Annotated in this window: 14 protein-coding genes; all 14 read left to right on the plus strand. The window is 73.0% G+C overall.

The window, feature by feature from the left end; translation table 11 throughout:
* Nucleotides 1–68 precede the first annotated feature (68 nt).
* The 14 genes from ACIRST_RS08810 to ilvN all read left to right on the plus strand — a co-directional run bounded on the left by ACIRST_RS08810 (nucleotide 69) and on the right by ilvN (nucleotide 20,612).
* Nucleotides 69–593, plus strand: a complete 525-nt coding sequence (locus ACIRST_RS08810) for a TIGR00730 family Rossman fold protein (protein WP_402800916.1) — start codon at nucleotides 69–71, stop codon at nucleotides 591–593.
* Between the two features lie 13 nt (nucleotides 594–606).
* Nucleotides 607–1,296, plus strand: a complete 690-nt coding sequence (locus tag ACIRST_RS08815; RefSeq protein WP_350520186.1) for an SDR family oxidoreductase — start codon at nucleotides 607–609, stop codon at nucleotides 1,294–1,296.
* 66 nt (nucleotides 1,297–1,362) lie between these two features.
* Nucleotides 1,363–2,373: a methionine synthase gene (locus ACIRST_RS08820; protein WP_402800918.1), complete on the plus strand. Its 1,011-nt coding sequence runs from the start codon at nucleotides 1,363–1,365 to the stop codon at nucleotides 2,371–2,373.
* Nucleotides 2,374–2,392: 19 nt separating this feature from the next.
* On the plus strand, nucleotides 2,393–4,681 hold the full coding sequence (gene ligA / locus ACIRST_RS08825) for an NAD-dependent DNA ligase LigA (protein WP_402800920.1): 2,289 nt from the start codon (nucleotides 2,393–2,395) through the stop codon (nucleotides 4,679–4,681).
* Between the two features lie 321 nt (nucleotides 4,682–5,002).
* Nucleotides 5,003–6,808 carry a putative bifunctional diguanylate cyclase/phosphodiesterase gene (locus ACIRST_RS08830; RefSeq protein WP_402800922.1) on the plus strand — a complete coding sequence of 602 codons (1,806 nt, stop codon included), beginning with the start codon at nucleotides 5,003–5,005 and terminating at the stop codon, nucleotides 6,806–6,808.
* Nucleotides 6,809–7,121: 313 nt separating this feature from the next.
* On the plus strand, nucleotides 7,122–7,418 hold the full coding sequence (gene gatC, locus ACIRST_RS08835; protein WP_030057414.1) for an Asp-tRNA(Asn)/Glu-tRNA(Gln) amidotransferase subunit GatC: 297 nt from the start codon (nucleotides 7,122–7,124) through the stop codon (nucleotides 7,416–7,418).
* Nucleotides 7,419–7,423: 5 nt separating this feature from the next.
* On the plus strand, nucleotides 7,424–8,917 hold the full coding sequence (gene gatA, locus ACIRST_RS08840; RefSeq protein WP_350520182.1) for an Asp-tRNA(Asn)/Glu-tRNA(Gln) amidotransferase subunit GatA: 1,494 nt from the start codon (nucleotides 7,424–7,426) through the stop codon (nucleotides 8,915–8,917).
* Nucleotides 8,914–9,174, plus strand: a complete 261-nt coding sequence (locus tag ACIRST_RS08845) for a hypothetical protein (RefSeq protein ID WP_350520181.1) — start codon at nucleotides 8,914–8,916, stop codon at nucleotides 9,172–9,174. Before gatA ends, ACIRST_RS08845 begins: the two co-directional genes overlap by 4 nt.
* 82 nt (nucleotides 9,175–9,256) lie before the next feature.
* Nucleotides 9,257–10,768, plus strand: coding sequence for an Asp-tRNA(Asn)/Glu-tRNA(Gln) amidotransferase subunit GatB (gene gatB, locus ACIRST_RS08850; RefSeq protein ID WP_350520180.1), 1,512 nt, complete (start codon nucleotides 9,257–9,259; stop codon nucleotides 10,766–10,768).
* Nucleotides 10,769–11,062: 294 nt separating this feature from the next.
* On the plus strand, nucleotides 11,063–11,221 hold the full coding sequence (locus ACIRST_RS08855) for a hypothetical protein (RefSeq protein ID WP_350520179.1): 159 nt from the start codon (nucleotides 11,063–11,065) through the stop codon (nucleotides 11,219–11,221).
* 131 nt (nucleotides 11,222–11,352) lie between these two features.
* Nucleotides 11,353–14,400 (plus strand): AAA family ATPase, encoded by a 3,048-nt coding sequence (locus ACIRST_RS08860; protein WP_350520178.1) that lies wholly within the window; start codon nucleotides 11,353–11,355, stop codon nucleotides 14,398–14,400.
* A gap of 489 nt (nucleotides 14,401–14,889) precedes the next feature.
* Nucleotides 14,890–17,823, plus strand: a complete 2,934-nt coding sequence (locus ACIRST_RS08865) for an EAL domain-containing protein (RefSeq protein ID WP_350520344.1) — start codon at nucleotides 14,890–14,892, stop codon at nucleotides 17,821–17,823.
* A 328-nt stretch (nucleotides 17,824–18,151) separates the two neighbouring features.
* Nucleotides 18,152–20,005: an acetolactate synthase large subunit gene (locus ACIRST_RS08870; RefSeq protein ID WP_350520177.1), complete on the plus strand. Its 1,854-nt coding sequence runs from the start codon at nucleotides 18,152–18,154 to the stop codon at nucleotides 20,003–20,005.
* A gap of 82 nt (nucleotides 20,006–20,087) precedes the next feature.
* Entirely contained in the window at nucleotides 20,088–20,612 is a 525-nt protein-coding gene (gene ilvN / locus ACIRST_RS08875; protein ID WP_030057405.1) for an acetolactate synthase small subunit, read from the plus strand.
* Nucleotides 20,613–20,679 lie beyond the last annotated feature (67 nt).

The raw sequence follows: 20,679 nt of genomic DNA on the forward strand, positions 1-20,679 counted from the left end.
GGGCAACCGGTCACCGGGCGTAATGCCGGTGAGTGGGGGAGAGGAGGCGTGATAGACCAGTGGGCACTATGAACATCACTGTCTTCTGCTCCGCGTACTCGCTCGACGACCGCTACGCCGCCCCCGCCGCCGAGTTCGCGCGGCTCCTGGGGGAGGGCGGGCACACCCTGGTGTGGGGCGGCTCGAACGCCGGGCTGATGGGCCTGCTCGCCGACGGGGTGAAGGCGGCCGGCGGCACGCTGGTCGGCGTCATGGTCGAGATGCTGCAGCACAAGGGCTACGTCGGCGCCGACGAGCTGGTCATGACCGCCGACCTGGCCGAGCGGAAGGCGGAGCTGGCGTCCCGCGCGGACGCGATCGTGGTGCTCGTCGGCGGCCTGGGCACGCTGGACGAGGTCACCGAGGTGCTGGAGCTCAAGAAGCACGGGATGTTCGACAAGCCGGTGGTCGTCCTGGACACCGAGGGCTTCTACTCGGGCCTGCGGACCCAGCTGGAGCGGATGGACGCCGAGGGCTTCCTGCCCCGGCCGCTCACCGAGCTGGTCACCTTCGCCGACACGCCCGCCGAGGTGTTTGCGCAGCTCAAGGCCTGAGAGGATCGGACCCATGGCTGCACATCTGATCACCGGCGCCGGCTCCGGCATCGGCGCCGTCCTCGCCGGGAAGCTCGCCGAGCGCGGCGACGACCTCTGGTTGCTGGCTCGCGACGCCCGCCGGGCGGCGGAGCTGCGGGAGCGCTTCCCCGGCGCCCGCACCCTCGTCGGGGACCTCGGCGATCCGGCCAAGCTGTCCTGGGCCTTCGGGCACCAGCAGCTGCCCGTCACCCTCGACTCCGTGCTGCACGTGGCGGGCGTGGTCGAGCTGGGCACGGTCGGTGAACTGCCGGTCAAGGCGTGGCAGGAGACGCTGAACGTCAACCTGGTCGCCCCCGCCGAGCTGACCCGCCTCCTGCTGCCGTCGCTCCGGCTCGCCAAGGGCCACGTGGTCTTCGTCAACTCCGGCGCCGGCCTCAACGCCCACGCCGAGTGGTCGGCGTACGCGGCGAGCAAGCACGGCCTGAAGGCGCTCGCCGACTCGCTGCGCCAGGAGGAGCACGCGGGCGGCGTGCGGGTCACCTCGGTCTACCCCGGCCGTACGGCGACCGCGATGCAGGTCAAGGTGCACCAGCAGGAGGGCAAGGAGTACGACGCCGCCCGCTGGATCGAGCCCGAGTCCGTCGCCAAGGCGGTGCTGGCCGCGCTGGACGCCTCCCGGGACGCGGAGATCACCGACATCAGCGTCCGCCCGGGACGCTGAGGAACGCCCAGGGGCGCCGGGGCCCACCGGAACGAGGTCCCGGCGCCGCGCACTAGGCTCGGTGGGGTGAGCACCGATCACCCCTTCCCCGACCTGCGCGGCGCCGCCACCGGCGTCGGCTCGCTGCCCGGTACCGACGCCCGGGAGGCCGCCAAGACCTCCACCGGGGCGCTGGAGCACCTGCCGTTCCTGCCCGAGCTGCCCGCGCGCGGCCCGGGCGCCGACATGATCGGCCGCGGCGCCGGCTTCCTGGTCGAGCTGTTCGCGCAGACCGAGCCCAGCGGCTGGCGGTTCACCGACCGTCCGGGCCGGGACGCCCGGCGCGCCCACTCCTGGCTCGGCGAGGACCTGGACGCCCTGGAGGAGTTCACCCAGGGGTACGAGGGTGCGCTCAAGGTGCAGGCCGTCGGCCCGTGGACGCTGGCGGCGAGCATCGAGCTGAAGCACGGCGAGAAGGCGCTCGCCGACCACGGCGCCTGCCGGGACATCGCCGGTTCGCTCACCGAGGGCCTGCGCCGCCACCTCGCCGACGTCCGTAGGCGGATTCCGGGCGCGGAGGTCGTGCTCCAGCTCGACGAGCCCTCGCTGCCCGCCGTGCTGGCCGGGGCGGTGCGGACCGCCAGCGGCTTCCAGCGGCTGCGCGCCGTCGACCGGCAGGTCGCCGAGGAGGTGCTGCGCGAGACGATCCGCGGTCTGGACGCGCCGGTCGTCGTGCACAGCTGCGCGCCGGACATCCCGGTCCCGTTGCTGCGCCGGGCCGGAGTCGCCGGGATCTCCCTCGACTTCTCCCTCCTCACCGAGCGCTCGGACGACGACCTGGGCGAGGCGGTGGAGGCGGGCACGACGATCCTCGCCGGTGTCGTCCCCTCCACTGACCAGGCGGTGTCGGACCCGGCCGGTAGTGTCCAGGGTGTCAGGACCTTGTGGCGCAGGCTCGGGTTCGCCCCGGAGCTGCTGGGCCGCCGCGTGCTGGTGACGCCGACCTGCGGGCTGGCCGGGGCCTCCCCGGCGTACGCGCGCAGGGCGCTGTCCCAGAGCGTACGGGCGGCGCAGAGCCTGGTGGACAACCCGGAATGAGAACGTAGGAGGGCTTGCGGTGACGGCTGTCGAGGGCTGGGAGGACGTCCCGGCGGAGGTGCGCCGGCGGCACGCCGAGCTGGCGCAGGAGATCACCGACCACCGCGCCCGCTACTACGAGCAGGACGCCCCGGTCGTCAGCGACTCCGAGTTCGACGCCCTGATGCGCGAGTTGGAGGCGCTGGAGGCCGAGCACCCGGCCCTGGTCACCCCCGACTCCCCGACGCAGAAGGTCGGCGGCGCCCCGACGGAGCTGTTCGCCGAGGTCGAGCACCGCGAGCGCCTCCTCAGCCTCGACAACGCGATGGACGACGACGAGCTCGCCGCCTGGGCCGAGCGCGTCGCCGGCGAGCTGGCCGGCATCGAGTACCACTACCTGTGCGAGCTCAAGGTGGACGGCCTGGCCGTCAACCTCACCTACGAGAACGGCCAGTTGGTGCAGGCGGCGACGCGCGGCGACGGCCGGGTGGGCGAGGACATCACCGCCAACGTCCGCACCATCAAGGAGATCCCGCACCGGCTCAGGGGCGAGAACGTCCCCGAGCTGGTGGAGATCCGCGGCGAGGTCTACTTCCCCACCGAGGCCTTCGAGGCGCTCAACGCCTCCTTCGTGGCGGAGAACGAGCGCCGCCGCGCGGAGAACGAGGAGCGCGCCAAGGAGGGCAAGCGGCCCCGGGCGATGATCCGGCTGTTCATGAACCCGCGCAACGCCGCCGCCGGGTCGCTGCGCCAGAAGGACCCGCTGGTCACCGCCTCGCGCCCGCTGCACATGGTGGTGCACGGCATCGGCGCCCGGGTCGGCTTCGACATCGACAACCAGTCGCACGCCTACCGGCTGCTGCACGACTGGGGCCTGCCCACCGCCCGGCACAACGAGGTGGTGGGGACGCTCGACGAGGTGCGGGCGTTCATCGAGCACTTCGGCGAGCAGCGGCACTCGGTCGAGCACGAGATCGACGGCGTGGTCGTCAAGGTGGACGAGATCGCCCTGCAGGGCCGGCTCGGCGCCACCTCCAAGTCCCCGCGCTGGGCGATCGCCTGGAAGTACCCGCCGGAGGAGGTCACCGGCAAGCTCGCCGAGATCAGGGTCGGCATCGGCCGCACCGGCCGGGCCACCCCGTACGCGGTGCTGGCCGAGCCGGTGAAGGTGGCCGGCTCGATGGTGCAGTACGCGACGCTGCACAACCAGGAGGTCGTCAAGGCCAAGGGCGTGCTGCTGGGCGACACCATCGTGCTGCGCAAGGCCGGCGACGTCATCCCGGAGATCCTCGGCCCGGTGGAGAGCCTGCGGGACGGCACCGAGCGGGAGTTCGTGATGCCCTCGCACTGCCACGAGTGCGGGGCCGAGCTGCGCCCGATGACCGAGGGCGACATCGATCTGCGGTGCCCCAACGCCCAGTTCTGCCCGGCCCAGATCCGCGAGCGGATCGCCTTCCTCGGCGGGAGGTCGAGCCTGGACGTCGAGGGCCTCGGCTACGTCGCGGCCACCGCGCTGACCCAGCCGCTGGAGCCGGCCGAGGCGCCGGTGAAGGACGAGGGGGACGTCTTCGGGCTGACGATGGAGCAGCTGCTGCCGCTGCAGGTGCTGGTGCGCGACCAGAAGACCGGCATGCCCAAGCTGGACGACCGCACCGGCAAGGAGAAGAAGGCCACCTTCTTCGCCAACCAGAAGGGCGAGCCCAAGAAGACCGCCGGAGTCCTGCTGGAGAACCTGGAGAAGGTGAAGGACCGCCCGCTCTGGCGGTTCCTCAACGGTCTGTCGATCCGGCACGTGGGGCCGGTCGCGGCGCAGGAGCTGGCGCGGGAGTTCCGCGACCTGGACCGGATCTTCTCGGCCACCGAGGAGGAGCTGGCCGCGGTCGAGGGCGTCGGGCCGATCATCGCCCGGTCCGTGGTGGAGTGGTTCCAGGAGGAGTGGCACCGGGAGATCCTGGAGAAGTGGCGCGCCGCCGGGGTGCGCTTCACCGAGGAGTTCGCGGACGAGGAGGAGGCGGAGCGCCCGCTGGAGGGTCTGACCGTCGTGGTGACCGGCACGCTGGCCGGCCACACCCGGGACGGCGCCAAGGAGGCGCTGACCTCGCGCGGAGCGAAGGTGACCGGTTCGGTTTCGAAGAAGACCGATTTTGTGGTCGCCGGTGACAACCCGGGATCCAAGTACGACAAGGCCGTTCAGCTCGGACTGCCCGTCCTGGACGACGCGGGCTTCGCCGTCCTGCTGGCCGACGGACCGGCCGCCGCCCGCGCCCACCTGGGACTTCCGGAGCCGGAGGAGGCCGCCGAGCCGGAGCAGGCGCCCGCCGAGGACTGACCCGGAGCCGACCCGAGCGGCGGGCGGTCGGATCCGTGTTGTTATCGTCCTGATGCAACGTCACCGGGTACGTGCAGTGAAAGCGGGCATTGTGTCACTGTGTGACACTCGTGCGCGGTGGCGCGTTTCCGGTTGTCCGAAAGTCTGCCCACCGGGTGGGCCCAGGCATACCCTGGTGCGCAACAGAGTGTCAGCAGGGGTGGGGGCACCGGCTGAGCCGGTGCTCCGCGGGGTCGCTCCATGCCCGGCAGCTGTCGGTACCGGCACGGTGCCTCACCGTAAGGCGGCCTGACGGGGCGGGCCCGACGGAGGACAGGGCTTATGGATCGTACGACCGGCGGTGCGCCCACACGCCCGCCGCAGGGGGTGGCGGGTGCGGTCCTGCTGCTCGGCGTGCTGCTGGCCGGTGCTGCGCCGCTCATCCCGCTGGCCGTCCTGGTCTACCGGTACGAACCCGAACTGCTGCCGCTGTTCGCGGTGCCCCTGGCCGTGCTGGTGGCGGCCTGGCGGATCGCCAGGGACCGCGCCCGTGACCAACTGACCGACCCGCTGACGGACCTGCCCAACCGTCAGGCCTTACTGCTGGCCGCCCAGGAGGCGATCGCGGAGTGCGACCAGGGGTACAGCGTCGGTCTCATCCTGCTTGACCTCGACCGCTTCCGATCACTCAATGACACACTCGGTCATACGGCCGGTGACCGGTTGCTGGTTCACATCTCCCGCCGACTGCACCGCGCACTGCGCTCCGGCGGCCCGGCCGGCAGCGCCACCCGGGAGTCCATCGACGACGTCTTCGCCGGGCTGCCCCGGCACTACCGGCGCGGCCGCCCGATGGTGGCGCGGATGGGCGGCGACGAGTTCGCCGTCCTGCTGCCCGGCATCAACTGCCCGGACAGCCTGGAGCGGGTCGCCAAGGCGCTGATCGCCGAACTGGCCGCCCCGATCCGGCTGGACGGGCTGCTGCTCGTCCTGGAGGCCAGCGCCGGCGTCTGCGTCTACCCGCAGCACGCCCAGGACGCCGAGTCCCTGCTGCGCCGCGCCGACGTCGCGATGGGCCACGCCCAGCGCGGCTGCAGCGGCGTCGCCCAGTACGACGAGACCCAGGACGCCGACACCCCGTACCGGATCGGGCTGCTGGGGGACCTGCGGCGGGCCCTGGAGACCGGCGAGGTGCAGCTGCACTACCAGCCCAAGGTGGCCTTCGACGGCCGGGTGGTCGGCCTGGAGGCGCTGCTGCGGTGGGAGCGCCCCGGCCAGGGCCGGGTCTCGCCGGACGAGTTCGTCGGGCTCGCGGAGTCCAGCGGCCTGATGCCGCGGCTCACCGACTACGTGCTGGAGGCGGCGGTCGGCCAGCTCGCCTACTGGCGCGACCAGGGGCTGCAGGTGCAGGTCGCGGTGAACGTCTCGCCGCGGGACGTGCTCAACCCCGGCTTCGCCCAGCGCGTCGCCGGCCACCTCGTGCGCCACCAGGTGCCGGCCCACGCGCTCCAGCTGGAGATCACCGAGCGGCTGCTGCTGGACGACTCCCGGCGGGCCGCCGACACCCTCGCCGAGCTGCGCGGCTACGGCGTCGGGATGTCCCTCGACGACTTCGGCACCGGGCACTCCTCGCTGGTGCGGCTGCGCAGCCTGCCGGTCGGCGAGCTGAAGATCGACCGCTCCTTCGTCTCCCGGATGGTCGCCGACGACCACGATGCGGCGGTGGTCCGCTGCTCGGTGGAGCTCGCCCACTCGCTGGGCCTGACCGTGGTCGCCGAGGGCGTCGAGGACGACGAGACCTGGGAGCGGCTGCACGGCATGGGCGTGGACGCCGTCCAGGGCTGGCTGGTGTCGGCGGCGCTGCCGGCCGAGCAGGCCACCGCCTGGCTGCGGGTGCACCGCACCGGCGCCCCGCCGGTGGAACGGCTCGGCGCGCCGCCGCTGCGGGCCGGCCTGCAGCCGCTCCAGGGCGGCAAGCCGGTCCAGGGCAAGCCGATCGTCCAGCCGGCCATCCCGCCGGTGCTGCCGCCGACGCTCCCGCCCGTCCTGCCCCCGGTGCTGCCGCCGGTGGTCCAGGCCGTCCAGGCCGCGCAGATGGAGATCAACGCGCCGGGCACGCAGAGTTGGGCCCGCTTCCGGCCGCAGTGACGGACGCGGTGCTCGCCCGGTGATCGACGCGGTGCTCGCCCGGTGCTCGCGCGGTGATCGACGCCGTGCTCGCCCGGTGCTCGCGCGGTGATCGACGCCGTGCCGGACGCCGCCGTGGGGGTGGTGGCGGGGATGCGACCCGGCGGTGACGGGCGGCTCGGCTCACTGGTTGGCCGGTGGCCGGGCCGGGCCCCATAGGATGGGGTCCAAAGACCACGAGGACGGAGCGCCGAACCCGGCTGCTCCTGCCCGGGCCCGGCACCGCCCGCAAGGCACGCCGGGCCTCACCAGAACTCACCCTGAGGATCGCTGCATGCCTGGCATCACGCGCGAGGAGGTCGCCCACCTCGCCCGGCTGTCGCGTCTTGAGCTGAAGCCCGAAGAGCTGGACCACTTCGCCGAGCAGCTCGACGTGATCATCGGCGCGGTAGCCCGCGTTTCCGAGGTCGCCGGACAGGACGTCCCGCCGACCTCCCACCCGCTGCCGCTGACCAACGTCATGCGCGCGGACGAGGTCCGGCCCTCGCTCACCCCGGAGCAGGCGCTGTCCGGCGCCCCCGCCGCCGAGGAGCAGCGTTTCCGTGTGCCGCAGATCCTCGGGGAGGACTGACCGAGATGACCGAGCTGATCCGTTACACCGCCGCCCGGACCGCGAGCGCCATCGCCAAGGGCGAGGTGTCCGCCGTCGAGGTCGCGCAGGCGCACCTGGACCGCATCGACGCCGTCGACAAGAAGGTCAACGCCTTCCTGCACGTCGACACCGAGGGCGCGCTGGCCGCCGCCAAGGCCGTCGACGAGAAGCGCGCCAAGGGCGAGGAGCTGGGCCCGCTGGCCGGCGTCCCGCTCGCCCTGAAGGACGTCTTCACCACCAAGGGCGTCCCGACCACCTGCGGCTCCAAGATGCTCGAAGGCTGGATCCCGCCGTACGACGCCACGCTGACCGGCCGTCTCAAGGACGCCGGCGTCGTCATCCTCGGCAAGACCAACATGGACGAGTTCGCGATGGGCTCCTCCACCGAGAACTCGGCCTACGGCCCGACCGGCAACCCGTGGGACCTCACCCGCATCCCCGGCGGCTCCGGCGGAGGTTCGGCCGCCGCGCTGGCCGCCTTCGAGGCCCCGCTGGCGATCGGCACCGACACCGGCGGCTCGATCCGCCAGCCCGGCGCCGTCACCGGCACCGTCGGCGTCAAGCCGACCTACGGCTCGGTGTCCCGCTACGGCCTGGTCGCGTTCTCCAGCAGCCTGGACCAGGGCGGCCCGTGCGCCCGCACCGTGCTGGACGCGGCGCTGCTGCACGAGGCCATCGCCGGGCACGACCCGCTGGACTCCACCTCGATCGACGCGCCGGTCCCGGCCGTGGTCGAGGCCGCGAGGATGCGCGACGTCCGCGGCATGCGGATCGGCGTGGTCAAGGAGTTCGCCGGCGAGGGCTACCAGTCCGGCGTGATGCAGCGCTTCAACGAGTCGGTGGAGCTGCTGCGCGAGCTGGGCGCCGAGGTCGTCGAGGTCTCCTGCCCGTCGTTCACCCTGGCGCTGCCGGCGTACTACCTGATCGCGCCGTCGGAGTGCTCCTCCAACCTGGCCCGCTTCGACGCGATGCGCTACGGCCTGCGGGTCGGCGACGACGGCACGCGTTCGGCCGAGGAGGTCACCGCGCTGACCCGCGAGGCCGGCTTCGGCGACGAGGTCAAGCGCCGCATCATCCTGGGCACCTACGCCCTGTCCTCGGGCTACTACGACGCCTACTACGGCTCGGCTCAGAAGGTCCGCACGCTCATCTCGCGCGACTTCGACGCGGCCTTCGCCGGCGTGGACGTGCTGGTCTCGCCGACCACGCCGACCACCGCCTTCCCGATCGGCGAGCGCGCCGACGACCCGATGGCGATGTACCTGGCCGACCTGTGCACGATTCCGTCGAACCTGGCGGGCAACGCGGCCATGTCGCTGCCGGTCGGGCTGGCCCCGGAGGACAATCTCCCGGTCGGCCTGCAGATCATCGCACCCGCGATGGCGGACGACCGCCTGTACCGCGTGGGCGGCGCCGTCGAGGCCGCGCTCAACGACAAGTGGGGGCACACCCTGCTGGAGGAGGCACCGGCACTGTGAGCAAGATCGAGAAGGCGAAGGCGCAGTCCACTTCCCTGAAGGGCTTCAAGCACAGCAAGCCCGGCCTGTGGCTGTCCATCGGCACCAGCGCCTTCGGCGCGATCTCCATCGCCAAGGACGTCCGCAAGGCCCGCGAGGAGAGCGACACCCTCAAGCTGGTCAACGCCCTGGTCGGCGCCGCGGCGCTGGTCACCGGCACCGCCCTGCTGGTGCGCGAGCTGCGCCGGCTGGGCTCCGACGACGTGCTGCTGGGCTGAGCCGAGCCGAGCTCCCAGGCCCGGCCCCGCGCGAGCGGCGGCCGGGCCCGTACCTCCCAAGCTTCAAGTGAGAAGGGACGCTGTGAGCGTCATGACCCTGGTCTCCTACGAGGACGCTCTGGCGTCGTACGACCCGGTGATGGGCCTTGAGGTCCACGTCGAGCTCGGTACCAAGACCAAGATGTTCTGCGGGTGCTCGACCGAGCTGGGTGCCGAGCCGAACAGCCAGACCTGCCCGACCTGCCTGGGCCTGCCGGGTTCGCTGCCGGTGGTCAACGCGATCGGCGTGGAGTCGGCCGTCAAGATCGGCCTGGCGCTGAACTGCGAGATCGCCGAGTGGTGCCGGTTCGCGCGGAAGAACTACTTCTACCCGGACATGCCCAAGAACTTCCAGACCTCGCAGTACGACGAGCCGATCGCCTTCAACGGCTACCTCGACGTGCAGCTGGAGGACGGCTCGACCTTCCGCGTGGAGATCGAGCGCGCCCACATGGAGGAGGACACCGGCAAGTCCAGCCACGTCGGTGGCGCGACCGGCCGCATCCACGGCGCCACGCACTCGCTGCTCGACTACAACCGGGCCGGCATCCCGCTGATCGAGATCGTCACCAAGCCGATCGAGGGCGCCGGCGAGCGCGCCCCCGAGGTCGCCAAGGCGTACGTCGCCGAGCTGCGTGAGGTCATCCGCTCCCTCGGCGTCTCCGAGGCCCGGATGGACAAGGGCCAGATGCGCTGCGACGTCAACCTGTCGCTGCGCCCGAACGGCACCGAGACCTTCGGCACCCGCTCGGAGACCAAGAACGTCAACTCGCTGCGCAGCGTGGAGCGGGCCGCCCGGTACGAGATCCAGCGGCACGCCACCGTGCTGACCGACGGCGGCACCATCGTCCAGGAGACCCGCCACTTCCACGAGGACAACGGCACCACCACCTCGGGCCGGATCAAGGACAACGCCGAGGACTACCGCTACTTCCCCGAGCCGGACCTGGTGCCGGTGGCCCCCGCCCGCGAGTGGGTCGAGGAGCTGCGCGCCGCCCTGCCCGAGCTGCCGCGGGTGCGCCGCGCCCGGCTGCAGGCCGAGTGGGGCCTGTCCGACAAGGACATGCAGTCCGTCCTCAACGCCGGTGCGGTGGGGCCGATCCAGGAGACCATCGCGGCCGGGGCCCCGGCCGACCAGGCCCGCAAGTGGTGGATGGGCGAGCTGGCCCGCCGGGCCAACGAGACCGGCACCGAGCTGAGCGAGCAGCCGATCACCCCGGCGCAGGTCGCCCGGGTCGCCGCGCTGGTCGCCGAGGGCAAGCTGAACGACAAGCTGGCCCGCCAGGTCATCGAGGGCGTGCTGGCCGGCGAGGGCGAGCCGGACGAGATCGTCGAGAAGCGCGGCCTGGCCGTGGTGTCGGACGACTCCGCGCTGGGCGCCGCCGTGGACCAGGCCATCGCCGAGAACGAGGGCATCGCCGCCAAGATCCGCGACGGCAAGGTCCAGGCCGTGGGCGCGCTGGTCGGCGCGGTCATGAAGGCCACCCGCGGCCAGGCGGACGCCGCCCGCGTGAAGGATCTGATCCTGGAGCGGCTCGCCGCAGAAGGACAGTAGGCACAGCCTGGAGAAGCGGGGCGTGTCCGCCTGAGCGGGCCCTTCCCAGGGCACCTAGGCTGTCAACCCTGCCTTCCTAAGGCATCTAAGGCATCTAAGGCCCTCTAAGTAAGGCCTAAGGCCCGGTCTCACCTCCGTAATGGGGTGAGGCCGGGCCTTGAACCTTTTCCGGAGCCCGATCTAAGGCATCCGGGCCCCGGAAGATCGGGCACGCTCCCGATGCCCCACCCCCCACTGGGAGAGGAAGCTCTTACTCGTCAGCGAAACGCAGTGAGACCCACAAGGGGAACCGAAGTGATCGAGTACCAGACCTTCCAGCAACAGGCCCACGAGCTCGTGGCCCGCGCCGAGCACGAGCGACTGGTCCGCGAGGCCAAGCAGGCGAGCCGTCTGCGGCAGCGCCCGGTGGCCTCCCGCTTCCAGCGGCGCCCCGTGCGTCGGCCCGAATGCTGACGGTCCGGCACCAGGGCGGTGCCGACGGAGTTCCGGAGGGGGAGACGCGAGTGAGCGTCTCCCCCTCCGGGCGTTCGCCAGGGGAGATAACCCCTCGGCCGGTCCCCACCGGCTATGGCATGCTCGCCTCCATGCAGCAGATATCGGTCAGCCCCGTCTTCGTCGGCCGTGGCAGCGAGATCACCGAACTGACCGACGCGCTGCGCCGGGCGGGCACCGGCAGTCCGCAGGCCGTGCTGATCGGCGGCGAGGCCGGCGTCGGCAAGACCCGGCTGCTGGAGGAGTTCCTGGAGCGCGCCGCCGACCGGGGAGCGGTCACCTCGCTCGGCAGCTGTCCGGAGGTCGGCGCCGAAGGCCTGCCGTACGCGCCGCTGGCCGCCGCGCTGCGCCGGCTGCACCGCTCGCTGGGCACCGACTTCGAGGCCGCCGCGGCCGGCAGCGAGGGCCACCTCGCCCGCCTGCTCTCCGAGTTCGGCGAGGCGGACGGCGAACCCAACGACGAGTACGGCCGGGCCCGGCTGTTCGAGCACACCGCGAGGCTGTTCGAACGGCTCGGCGCGGAACGTACCCTCGTCCTCGCCGTCGAGGACCTGCACTGGTCGGACCGCTCCACCCGCGAACTGCTCGCCTTCCTGGTGCGCACCCTGCACCGCTCCCGGGTACTGCTGGTCGCCACCTACCGCAGCGACGACCTGCACCGCCGGCACCCGCTGCGCCCCTTCCTCGCCGAGCTCGAACGGCTGCGCACCGTCCAGCGGTTGGAGCTGGCGCGGTTCGACCGCCGCGAGGTGGCCGCGCAGCTGGCCGGCATCCTCGGCACCGCCGCCCCCGACCGCCAGCTGGTGGACCGGATCCACCGCCGTTCGGAGGGCAACCCCTTCTTCGTCGAGGAACTGGCCACGGCCTTCCAGGACGGCTTCGGCGCCGGGCTGACGGACTCGCTGCGGGACATCCTGCTGGTGCGGGTCGAGGGCCTGGACGAGGAGGCCCAGCGGGTGGTGCGGATCGCCGCCGAGGGCGGCTCGCACGTCGAACACGCCCTGCTGGCCGCCGTCCTGGACGACGACGAGGAGGCGCTGATCGAGGCGCTGCGCTCGGCGGTCGGCGCCAACATCCTGCGCCCGGACAGCGAGGGCGAGGGGTACCGGTTCCGGCACGCCCTCGTCCGCGAGGCGGTCTCGGACGACCTGCTGCCCGGCGAACGCCACCGGATCAACCGCACGTTCGCGCTCGCCGTCGAGGCCCACCCGCAGCTGCTCTCCTCCGACGCGCTGCCCGCCCGGCTGGCCAACTACTGGTACCACGCGCACGATCCGGCCCGCGCCCTGCCGACGGCCCTGGACGCCGCCCGGGCGGCCCGCCGCCGCAACGCCTTCGCCGAGCAACTGGGCATGCTGGAGCGGGCCCTGGAGCTGTGGGACATGGTCTCCGAGGAGGTGCTGGCGCACACCCTGCGCCCGTACGACTGGGCCGAGACCTACCCGCCCGGCTCCTGCGACCACAGCGCCGCCGACGAGGAGTGCGACCGGATCCAGCTGGAGGACGTGCTGGCCGAGGCGGTGGTCGCGGCCCGGCGCACCGGCGACCGCGAGCGCGGCCTGAGCCTGGCCAAGCGCGGGCTGCGGCTGGTCGACGAGACGGTGCACCCGGTGCGCGCGGCCTGGTTCCGGATCAACCGGGCCCGGATGCTGGGCAGCCTGCGCCGCTCCGGCGACGAGGAGGAGATCGGCCACGCGCTGCGGCTGGTGGCCCAGCTGCCGCCGTCCGCCGTCCAGGCCGAGGTGCTCGCGCTCGGCGCCGGCTCGGCGATGCTCAAGAAGCCCGGCCCCGAACACCTCGAACTCGCCGAGCGGGCGATCCGGATCGCCCAGGAGGTCGGCGCGCACTCGGTCGAGGTGCACGCCCGGATGACCCTCGGCGGCCTGCGCTACGACGTGCACGGCGACGCCGAGGGCGGCCTGGCCGAGCTCGCCGGGGCGGTCGAGCGGGCCCGCCGACTGGGCGTGCCCGACCTGCTGCTGCGCGGCATCAACAACCTGGCCAGCATGCAGCGCGGCCTGGGCCGGCCCGAGGACACCGTCCGGCTGGCCCGCGAGGGCCTGGAGTTCGCGGACGGCAACGGCCTGCTGCGCAACATCGGCACCATCCTGACCGGCAACCTGGTCGAGGCGCTGACCGACCTCGGGCGGGTCCAGGAGGCCGCCGAGGTGCTCGCCGCCTGCGAGCTGACCAGCCTCAGCGGCACCCACGCCGAGTTCCTGGACCGGATGCGCGGCGAACTCGCCCTGCTCCGGGGCGACCTGCCCACCGCGGCGACCATGCTGGCGCAGGCCCGGGCGGCCAACCGGGTCGGCCAGGTCCAGCACAGCGTGCCGATCAGCCGGCTGGCGGTGCGGCTCGCCGCGCTCGGCGGCCGGCCGCTGGAGGCCCGGGCCGAACTGCTCGCCGCACTGTCGGAGGAGGGGCGCCTCGGCCACGAGTCCGACGTCTACCCGCTGCTGGCCGAGGCCGCCGGGGTGGAGGCGGACACCCGGGGCCTGCCGGAGGCCGACGCGGGCCGGGGCGAGGCGCTGGCCGCCATCGGTGCGGCCGCCGGGCGGCTTCGGCCCCGGGCGCCGCTGCACCACGGCTGGGCCCGGCTGCTGGAGGCCGAACTGGCCCGTGCCGAGGGCGCCGACACCCCGGACCAGTGGGGTGCCGTGGTCGAGGCGCTGCGGCCGACCGGTCTGCCGTACCCGCTGGCGCTCGCCCTGCTTCGGGCCGGTGAGGCCGAGGTGCTGGCCGGGCGGCGCGAGGACGGGGCCGAACTGCTGCGCGAGGCGGCCGAACTGGCGGCCGTCCGGGAGGACCGGACACTGGGGGCGCAGATCGCGGGCCTCGCCGAGCGGGCCGGGCTGAGCCTCGCCCCCGCCGAGCGGGCGGCGGCGGAGCCGGCTCCGGCCGCGGCCGTCGGGGACTCCTTCAACCTCACCCCCCGTGAGCGGGACGTGCTCCGGTTGCTCGCGCGCGGCTGGACGAACCGGCAGATCGCCGAGGAACTGTACATCTCTCCGAAGACCGCGAGCGTGCACGTCTCCAACATCCTGGGCAAGCTCGCGGTCGGCGGCCGGGGCGAGGCGGCCGCGCTGGCGCACCGGCTGCGGCTGTTCCCGGACGATCAGGCCCTGTCAGGCCGCTGAGACCGGGCCCCGCCGCCGGGCCCGGAGCACCTCCCCGCCACCGCCCCGCCACCGCTCCCGGTGGCGGGGCGCCGCCGTGTGCTCCCGTGCGCGCCGCGTGAGCCCCCGGCCGCACGCCGCCGCCAACCGGGCCGATCCGCCGGAATCGGGGGTATTTCCCCACCTCTGCGCCATTACTCTAAGTTGAGTGTGCGTGTCATTGAGTGACGGAATTGGTGTAGGGTCCATTTTGGGAGCATCGGTGCGGTGCGGCGGCCGGCAGGCCGCCCACCCCCTGGGCCACCGTCCTGACGGGGCGCCAGGCCACCGCGTACGGCTGAGAGGTGCGCGTCCGGTGGCCCGTGGCCGGGGCGCGAGGCCCCGGGCCGGAGGGGGAGAGGCCGAGTGAGCTCCACCGATACGGTGCTGCCCGAGGCCGGACGCCCGGGTGCACCACCCGCCGACGCGTCCGCCGCCGGGGCGGTTCCCGCACCCGCCCGCCGCGGCCCGCTGCGTCGGCTCCGGGAGAGCCGCGCGCTGCCCGGACTCGTCCTGGGCGGGCTCTGCCTGGCCTACGCCATGGGCGCCACCGCCGGCTGGGGATCCCGCCAACTGTCCATCTTCATGGGCGACTTCGGCCTGTCCGCGGCGGCCCTGGCGGCCGCCCTGTCCTGCCTGGTGTACGGCTGCACCGTCGGCGGGCACGCCCGCCCGGCCTGGCTGCTGTTCGGCCTCTCCTCGCTCATGGTCGCCTGCGGCAACGGCACCTGGGGCTGGTACGAGCTGGTCGTGCGCACCCCGCTGCCGCGGGACTCGCTCGCCGAGTACGCCTTCCTGCTGTTCGCCCCGCTCGCCATCACCGGCGTCCTGGTGCTCGCCCAGCGCCCGCGCTCCGCGGCCGGCTGGCTCTGCCTGCTGCTCGACGGCTGGCTGATCGCCGGCTCGCTGTTCACCCTCAGCTGGAGCCTGGCGCTCGGCCGGATCGCCGCCGGCGAGGACTGCTCCCCGCTGCGGCTGGCCCTCAACCTGGCCTACCCGGTCCTGGACATCCTGCTGGTCAGCCTGGTGGTCGGGCTGCGCTTCGGCGGCCGGGACGGCAACCGGGCGGCGGTGCACACCGCGATGCTGGCGCTCGCCGTCACCGTGCTGTGCGACGCCCTGTTCACCTCCCCGGAGCTGCGCAGCAGCTACCACTCCGGCGAACTGCTGGACGCCGGCTGGTTCTCCGGCAGCCTGCTGCTGGCCTGGGCGCCGTGGTCGGTGCGCTGGCGCCGCCCGCTGCGCGAGCACCCCTCGGCCGGCGGCCTGCCGCGCCGCCGGGTGGCCACCACCTTCAGCGCGCTCACGCCGTACGCCGCCGCCGCGGTCTGCACCGCCGGAATCCTCTACAACGCCCTCGGCGGGCGCGAGTTGGACCGCGTGGTGGCCGCGGCCGCGTGCACCGTCGGGTTGGCACTGATCCTCAGGCAAGGCGTGATGCTGCTCGACAACCTGTCGCTGGCCCAGGAACTCGCCCACAAGGAGTCGCACTTCCGCTCCCTGGTGCAGGGGTCCAGCGACGTCATCATGATCGCCGGCGCCAACGGCGTGCTCTCCTACGTCTCCCCGGCCGCGCTCGGCGTGTACGGGCGGGACCCGGAGGAGCTGGTCGGCGGCAACCTGCTGGACCTCGTCCACCCGGAGGACGTGGACCGGGTGCTCTCCGAGGTCCGCCGCTACCTCGCACGGATCCGGCTCACCGCCCACCGCGTCCCGGCCACCGCCGAGCCCTCCGCCCGGGTGGAGTGCCGGATCAGCTCCGGCGACGGCGAGTGGCTGCACGTCGAGTCCACGGTCAGCCGGCACCGCGACGGGCTGCTGCTCAACAGCCGGGACGTCACCGAACGCGTCATGCTGCAGGCCCAGTTGCAGCACAACGCCTTCCACGACCCGCTCACCGACCTGCCCAACCGGGCGCTGTTCACCCAGCGGCTGCGGGCCGCCCTCGGCGCCCGGGGCCAGCAGGGCGGCACCGGCGCCGGGATCGCCGTGCTCTTCCTCGACCTGGACGGCTTCAAGGCGGTCAACGACTCCGCCGGGCACCAGGTCGGCGACGAGCTGCTGGTGCAGGCCGCCCGCCGGCTGCAGGGCGCCGTCCGCTGCGGGGACACCGTCGCCCGGTTCGGCGGCGACGAGTTCGCCGCCCTGGTCTGCGGCCCGCTCGGCCGCCTCCAGGTCCAGGAGCTGGCCGAACGGCTGCGCGTGGCGCTCTCCGAGCCGTACTGGATCGGCGGCGCCGAACTCGGTGTCGCCGCCAGCATCGGCATCGCCTTCGGCACCCCCGAACGCGGCCCCGCCGCCGACCCCAGAGCCGCCGCCGACGAGCTGATGCGCAACGCCGACCTCGCGATGTACCGGGCCAAGTCCGAGGGCAAGGGCCGGGTGGTGCTCTACACCCCCGCGATGCGGGCCGACCTGGAGCGCCGCACCGAGCTGGAGGAGCGGCTGAGACTGGCCGTCCGGGAGGGCGGCTTCACCCTGCTCCACCAGCCCGTGGTGGACCTCGCCGACGGCGCCGTGACCGGCGTCGAGGCGCAGGCCCGCTGGCGCTCGGCGGGCGGCCTGCTGCTCACCCCGGCCGAGTTCCTGCGCTCCGCCGAGCACGGCGACGCGGCGACCCGCTTCTCCCGCTGGCTGGTCCGCGAGGCGGTCGCCGCGGCCGCCGCCCGGCGCGGCCTGCACGGCCGGGGCCGGGGCGCGCCGGAGCCCGTCCCGGTCGCCGTCCGGCTCTCCGCCGAACGGCTCTGCTCGCCCGGCGTGTACGAGACGGTGGCCGCCGCGCTGCGCGACAGCGGGCTGTCGGCCGGCGAGCTGGTGATCGAGGTGGCCCGGATGGGGCCGGACTCGCTCGCCGACGAACTCGGCCGGCGGCTGGCCGCGCTGCGCCGGCTCGGCGTCTCCACCTGGCTGGCCGGCTACGGAGCGGGCAGCGGCTCGCTCGGCGCCCTCGCCCGGCTGCCCCTGGACGGCCTCAAGCTGGACCGCACGCTGGTCCAGGGCCTCGGCGAGTCCGGGCTCGCCCGTACGCTCGCCGGGCACGCCCTGCGGCTCGGCCGCGACCTCGGGATGGCCACCGCCGCCGAGGGCGTGGACCTGCCCCGCCAGGTCGCCGTGCTGCAGGAACTGGGCTGCGGGCAGGCCCAGGGCTCGGCCTTCGCGCCGCCGCTGGACGAACCCCGGTTGCGCCGCGCGCTGGCCCGCCGCGGCTACCCGCTGCCGAAGCAGCCGGGCCCGCTCTCCGCCCGCCGCGGCCACCCGGCCGCCGACACCCGGACGAGTGGCCGGCCGGACGCCGCACCGGGACGTGGCGTACGTCACCACGGCGGCTCTGACCTGCCCGAACACCGTGCCGTTACCGGTCCGGCCGGTGGTCCGCATGGCGAGACGGTCATCCCACCTGCTTGACACGCCACCCCGGACGGGAGGATGGTCGTTGCCATGCGCACCCGAATTCTCGTACTTGGCGGGCGCGTCGGCTGACAGGGCTCGCACGCCCTGCTCGTGACAGACCGACGCGCCACCCCTCGCATGCCCTTGGGCACGAGGGGTTTTTTGTTGCACTGACGCTGTTCCACCCCGCAAGACCCCTGGCCTCGACCGCCCGAGATCCTCCGAGTTGTCGGATTGAGCGGGACGATTGAGGCAGAGCCGGCGATCGACCCGGACCGGGACCCCACCCTCGCAGCACCGGGGCCCGCAGCCGGGTCGGCAAAACCCGAGAAGAGACAGGCAGATGACTGAGCACGCCGCATCCCCCCGCCGCGGGGACAACCCGGCCGCCAACGCTCCCGCTCCCCAGCACGTCGTCGAGACCATGACCGGCGCCCAGTCGCTCATCCGCTCCCTGGAGGCCGTGGGCGCGGACACCGTCTTCGGCATTCCGGGCGGGGCCATCCTTCCCGCGTACGACCCGCTGATGGACTCCGCCAAGGTGCGCCACATCCTGGTCCGGCACGAGCAGGGCGCCGGCCACGCCGCCACCGGGTACGCCCAGGCCACCGGCAAGGTCGGGGTCTGCATGGCCACCTCCGGCCCGGGCGCGACCAACCTGGTCACCCCGATCGCCGACGCCTACATGGACTCCGTGCCGATCGTCGCGATCACCGGGCAGGTCTCCTCCAAGGCGATCGGCACCGACGCCTTCCAGGAGGCGGACATCTGCGGCATCACGATGCCGATCACCAAGCACAACTACCTGGTCACCGACCCGGCCGAGATCCCCCGGGTGATCGCCGAGGCCTTCCACATCGCCGCGACCGGCCGCCCCGGCCCGGTCCTGGTCGACATCGCCAAGGACGCGCTGCAGGCGACCACCACCTTCCGCTGGCCGGTCGAGGCGGCCCTGCCCGGCTACCGCCCGGTCACCAAGCCGCACGCCAAGCAGATCCGCGAGGCCGCGAAGATGCTGGTCAGCGCGAAGCGCCCGGTGCTGTACGTCGGCGGCGGCGTGATCAAGGCGCAGGCCACCGCCGAGCTGCGGATCCTGGCCGAGCTGACCGGCGCCCCGGTGGTCACCACCCTGATGGCCCTCGGCGCCTTCCCGGACAGCCACCCGCTGCACCTGGGCATGCCGGGCATGCACGGCTCCGTCCCGGCCGTCACCGCCCTGCAGAAGTCCGACCTGCTCTTCACCCTCGGCGCCCGCTTCGACGACCGCGTCACCGGCAAGCTGGACAGCTTCGCCCCGTACGCCAAGGTCGTCCACGCCGACATCGACCCGGCCGAGATCGGCAAGAACCGCCCGGCGGACGTGCCGATCGTCGGCGACGCCCGCGAGGTGCTCGCCGACCTGATCGTCGCCGTCCAGGCCGAGTTCGACGCCGGCCACAAGGGCGACTACGCCGAGTGGTGGGAGAAGCTCGACGAGTGGAAGAAGACCTACCCGATCGGCTACGAGCCGGCCCCCAACGGCCAGCTCTCGCCGCAGCAGGTCATCGAGCGGATCGGGCAGCTGGTCGGCCCGGAGGCGATCTACGCCGCGGGCGTGGGCCAGCACCAGATGTGGAGCTCGCAGTTCATCCGGTTCGAGAAGCCCGGCACCTGGCTCAACTCCGGCGGCGCCGGGACCATGGGCTACGCCGTCCCGGCGGCGATGGGCGCCAAGGCCGGCAGCCCGCAGACCCCGGTCTGGGCCATCGACGGTGACGGCTGCTTCCAGATGACCAACCAGGAACTGGTCACCTGCGCCCTGAACGGCATCCCGATCAAGGTCGCGGTCATCAACAACGGCTCGCTGGGCATGGTCCGGCAGTGGCAGACGCTGTTCTACAACCAGCGCTACTCCAACACCGTGCTGCACGCCGGCCCGGGGCACGACGGCATCGAGCCGCCGGCCCAGGGCACCCGGATCCCCGACTTCGTCCTGCTGTCCGAGGCGATGGGCTGTGTGGGCCTGCGCTGCGAGCGCCCCGAGGACCTCGACGCCGTCATCAAGCAGGCGATGGAGATCAACGACCGCCCGGTCGTCATCGACTTCATCGTCCACCAGGACGCCATGGTCTGGCCGATGGTCGCGGCCGGGACCAGCAACGACGAGATCCAGTTCGCCAAGGGCGTTCGTCCCGACTTCGGCGACGACTCCGACTGACCGGGCCCGCCCGCCCGTCGCCCGCCGCCACCCTTCTCGGGACCGGCCACGCCGGACCCCTCTTGTGCGACTGAGGAACCACATGTCCAAGCACACCCTCTCCGTCCTGGTCGAGAACAAGCCCGGCGTGCTCGCCCGCATCGCCTCGCTGTTCTCCCGTCGGGGCTTCAACATCGACTCCCTCGCCGTCGGCCCGACCGAGCACCCGGACGTGTCCCGGATGACGATCGTGGTCAACGTCGAGGACCTCCCGCTGGAACAGGTCACCAAGCAGCTCAACAAGCTCGTGAACGTGATAAAGATCGTCGAACTCGACCAGGCCGCTGCGATCCAGCGGGAACTGGTCCTGGTGAAGGTCCGCGCCGACAACGAGACCCGGTCGCAGATCGTCGAGATCGTCCAGCTCTTCCGTGCCAAGACCGTCGACGTGTCGCCCGAAGCGGTGACCATCGAGGCCACCGGCAGTTCGGACAAGCTGGAGGCCATGCTCCGGATGCTGGAGCCTTACGGCATCAAGGAGTTGGTCCAGTCAGGCCTGGTCGCCATCGGCCGCGGCGCCCGTTCGATCACCGACCGGTCGCTGCGCGCCCTGGACCGCAGCGCGTAAACAGCGCCAGGCGGCGACCCCGCCCGACTCGCCAAACCGTCTCAAACCCTGAAGCAAAGACCCCACA

This window comes from Kitasatospora sp. NPDC101447 (assembly GCF_044767225.1).
Classification (GTDB): domain Bacteria; phylum Actinomycetota; class Actinomycetes; order Streptomycetales; family Streptomycetaceae; genus Kitasatospora.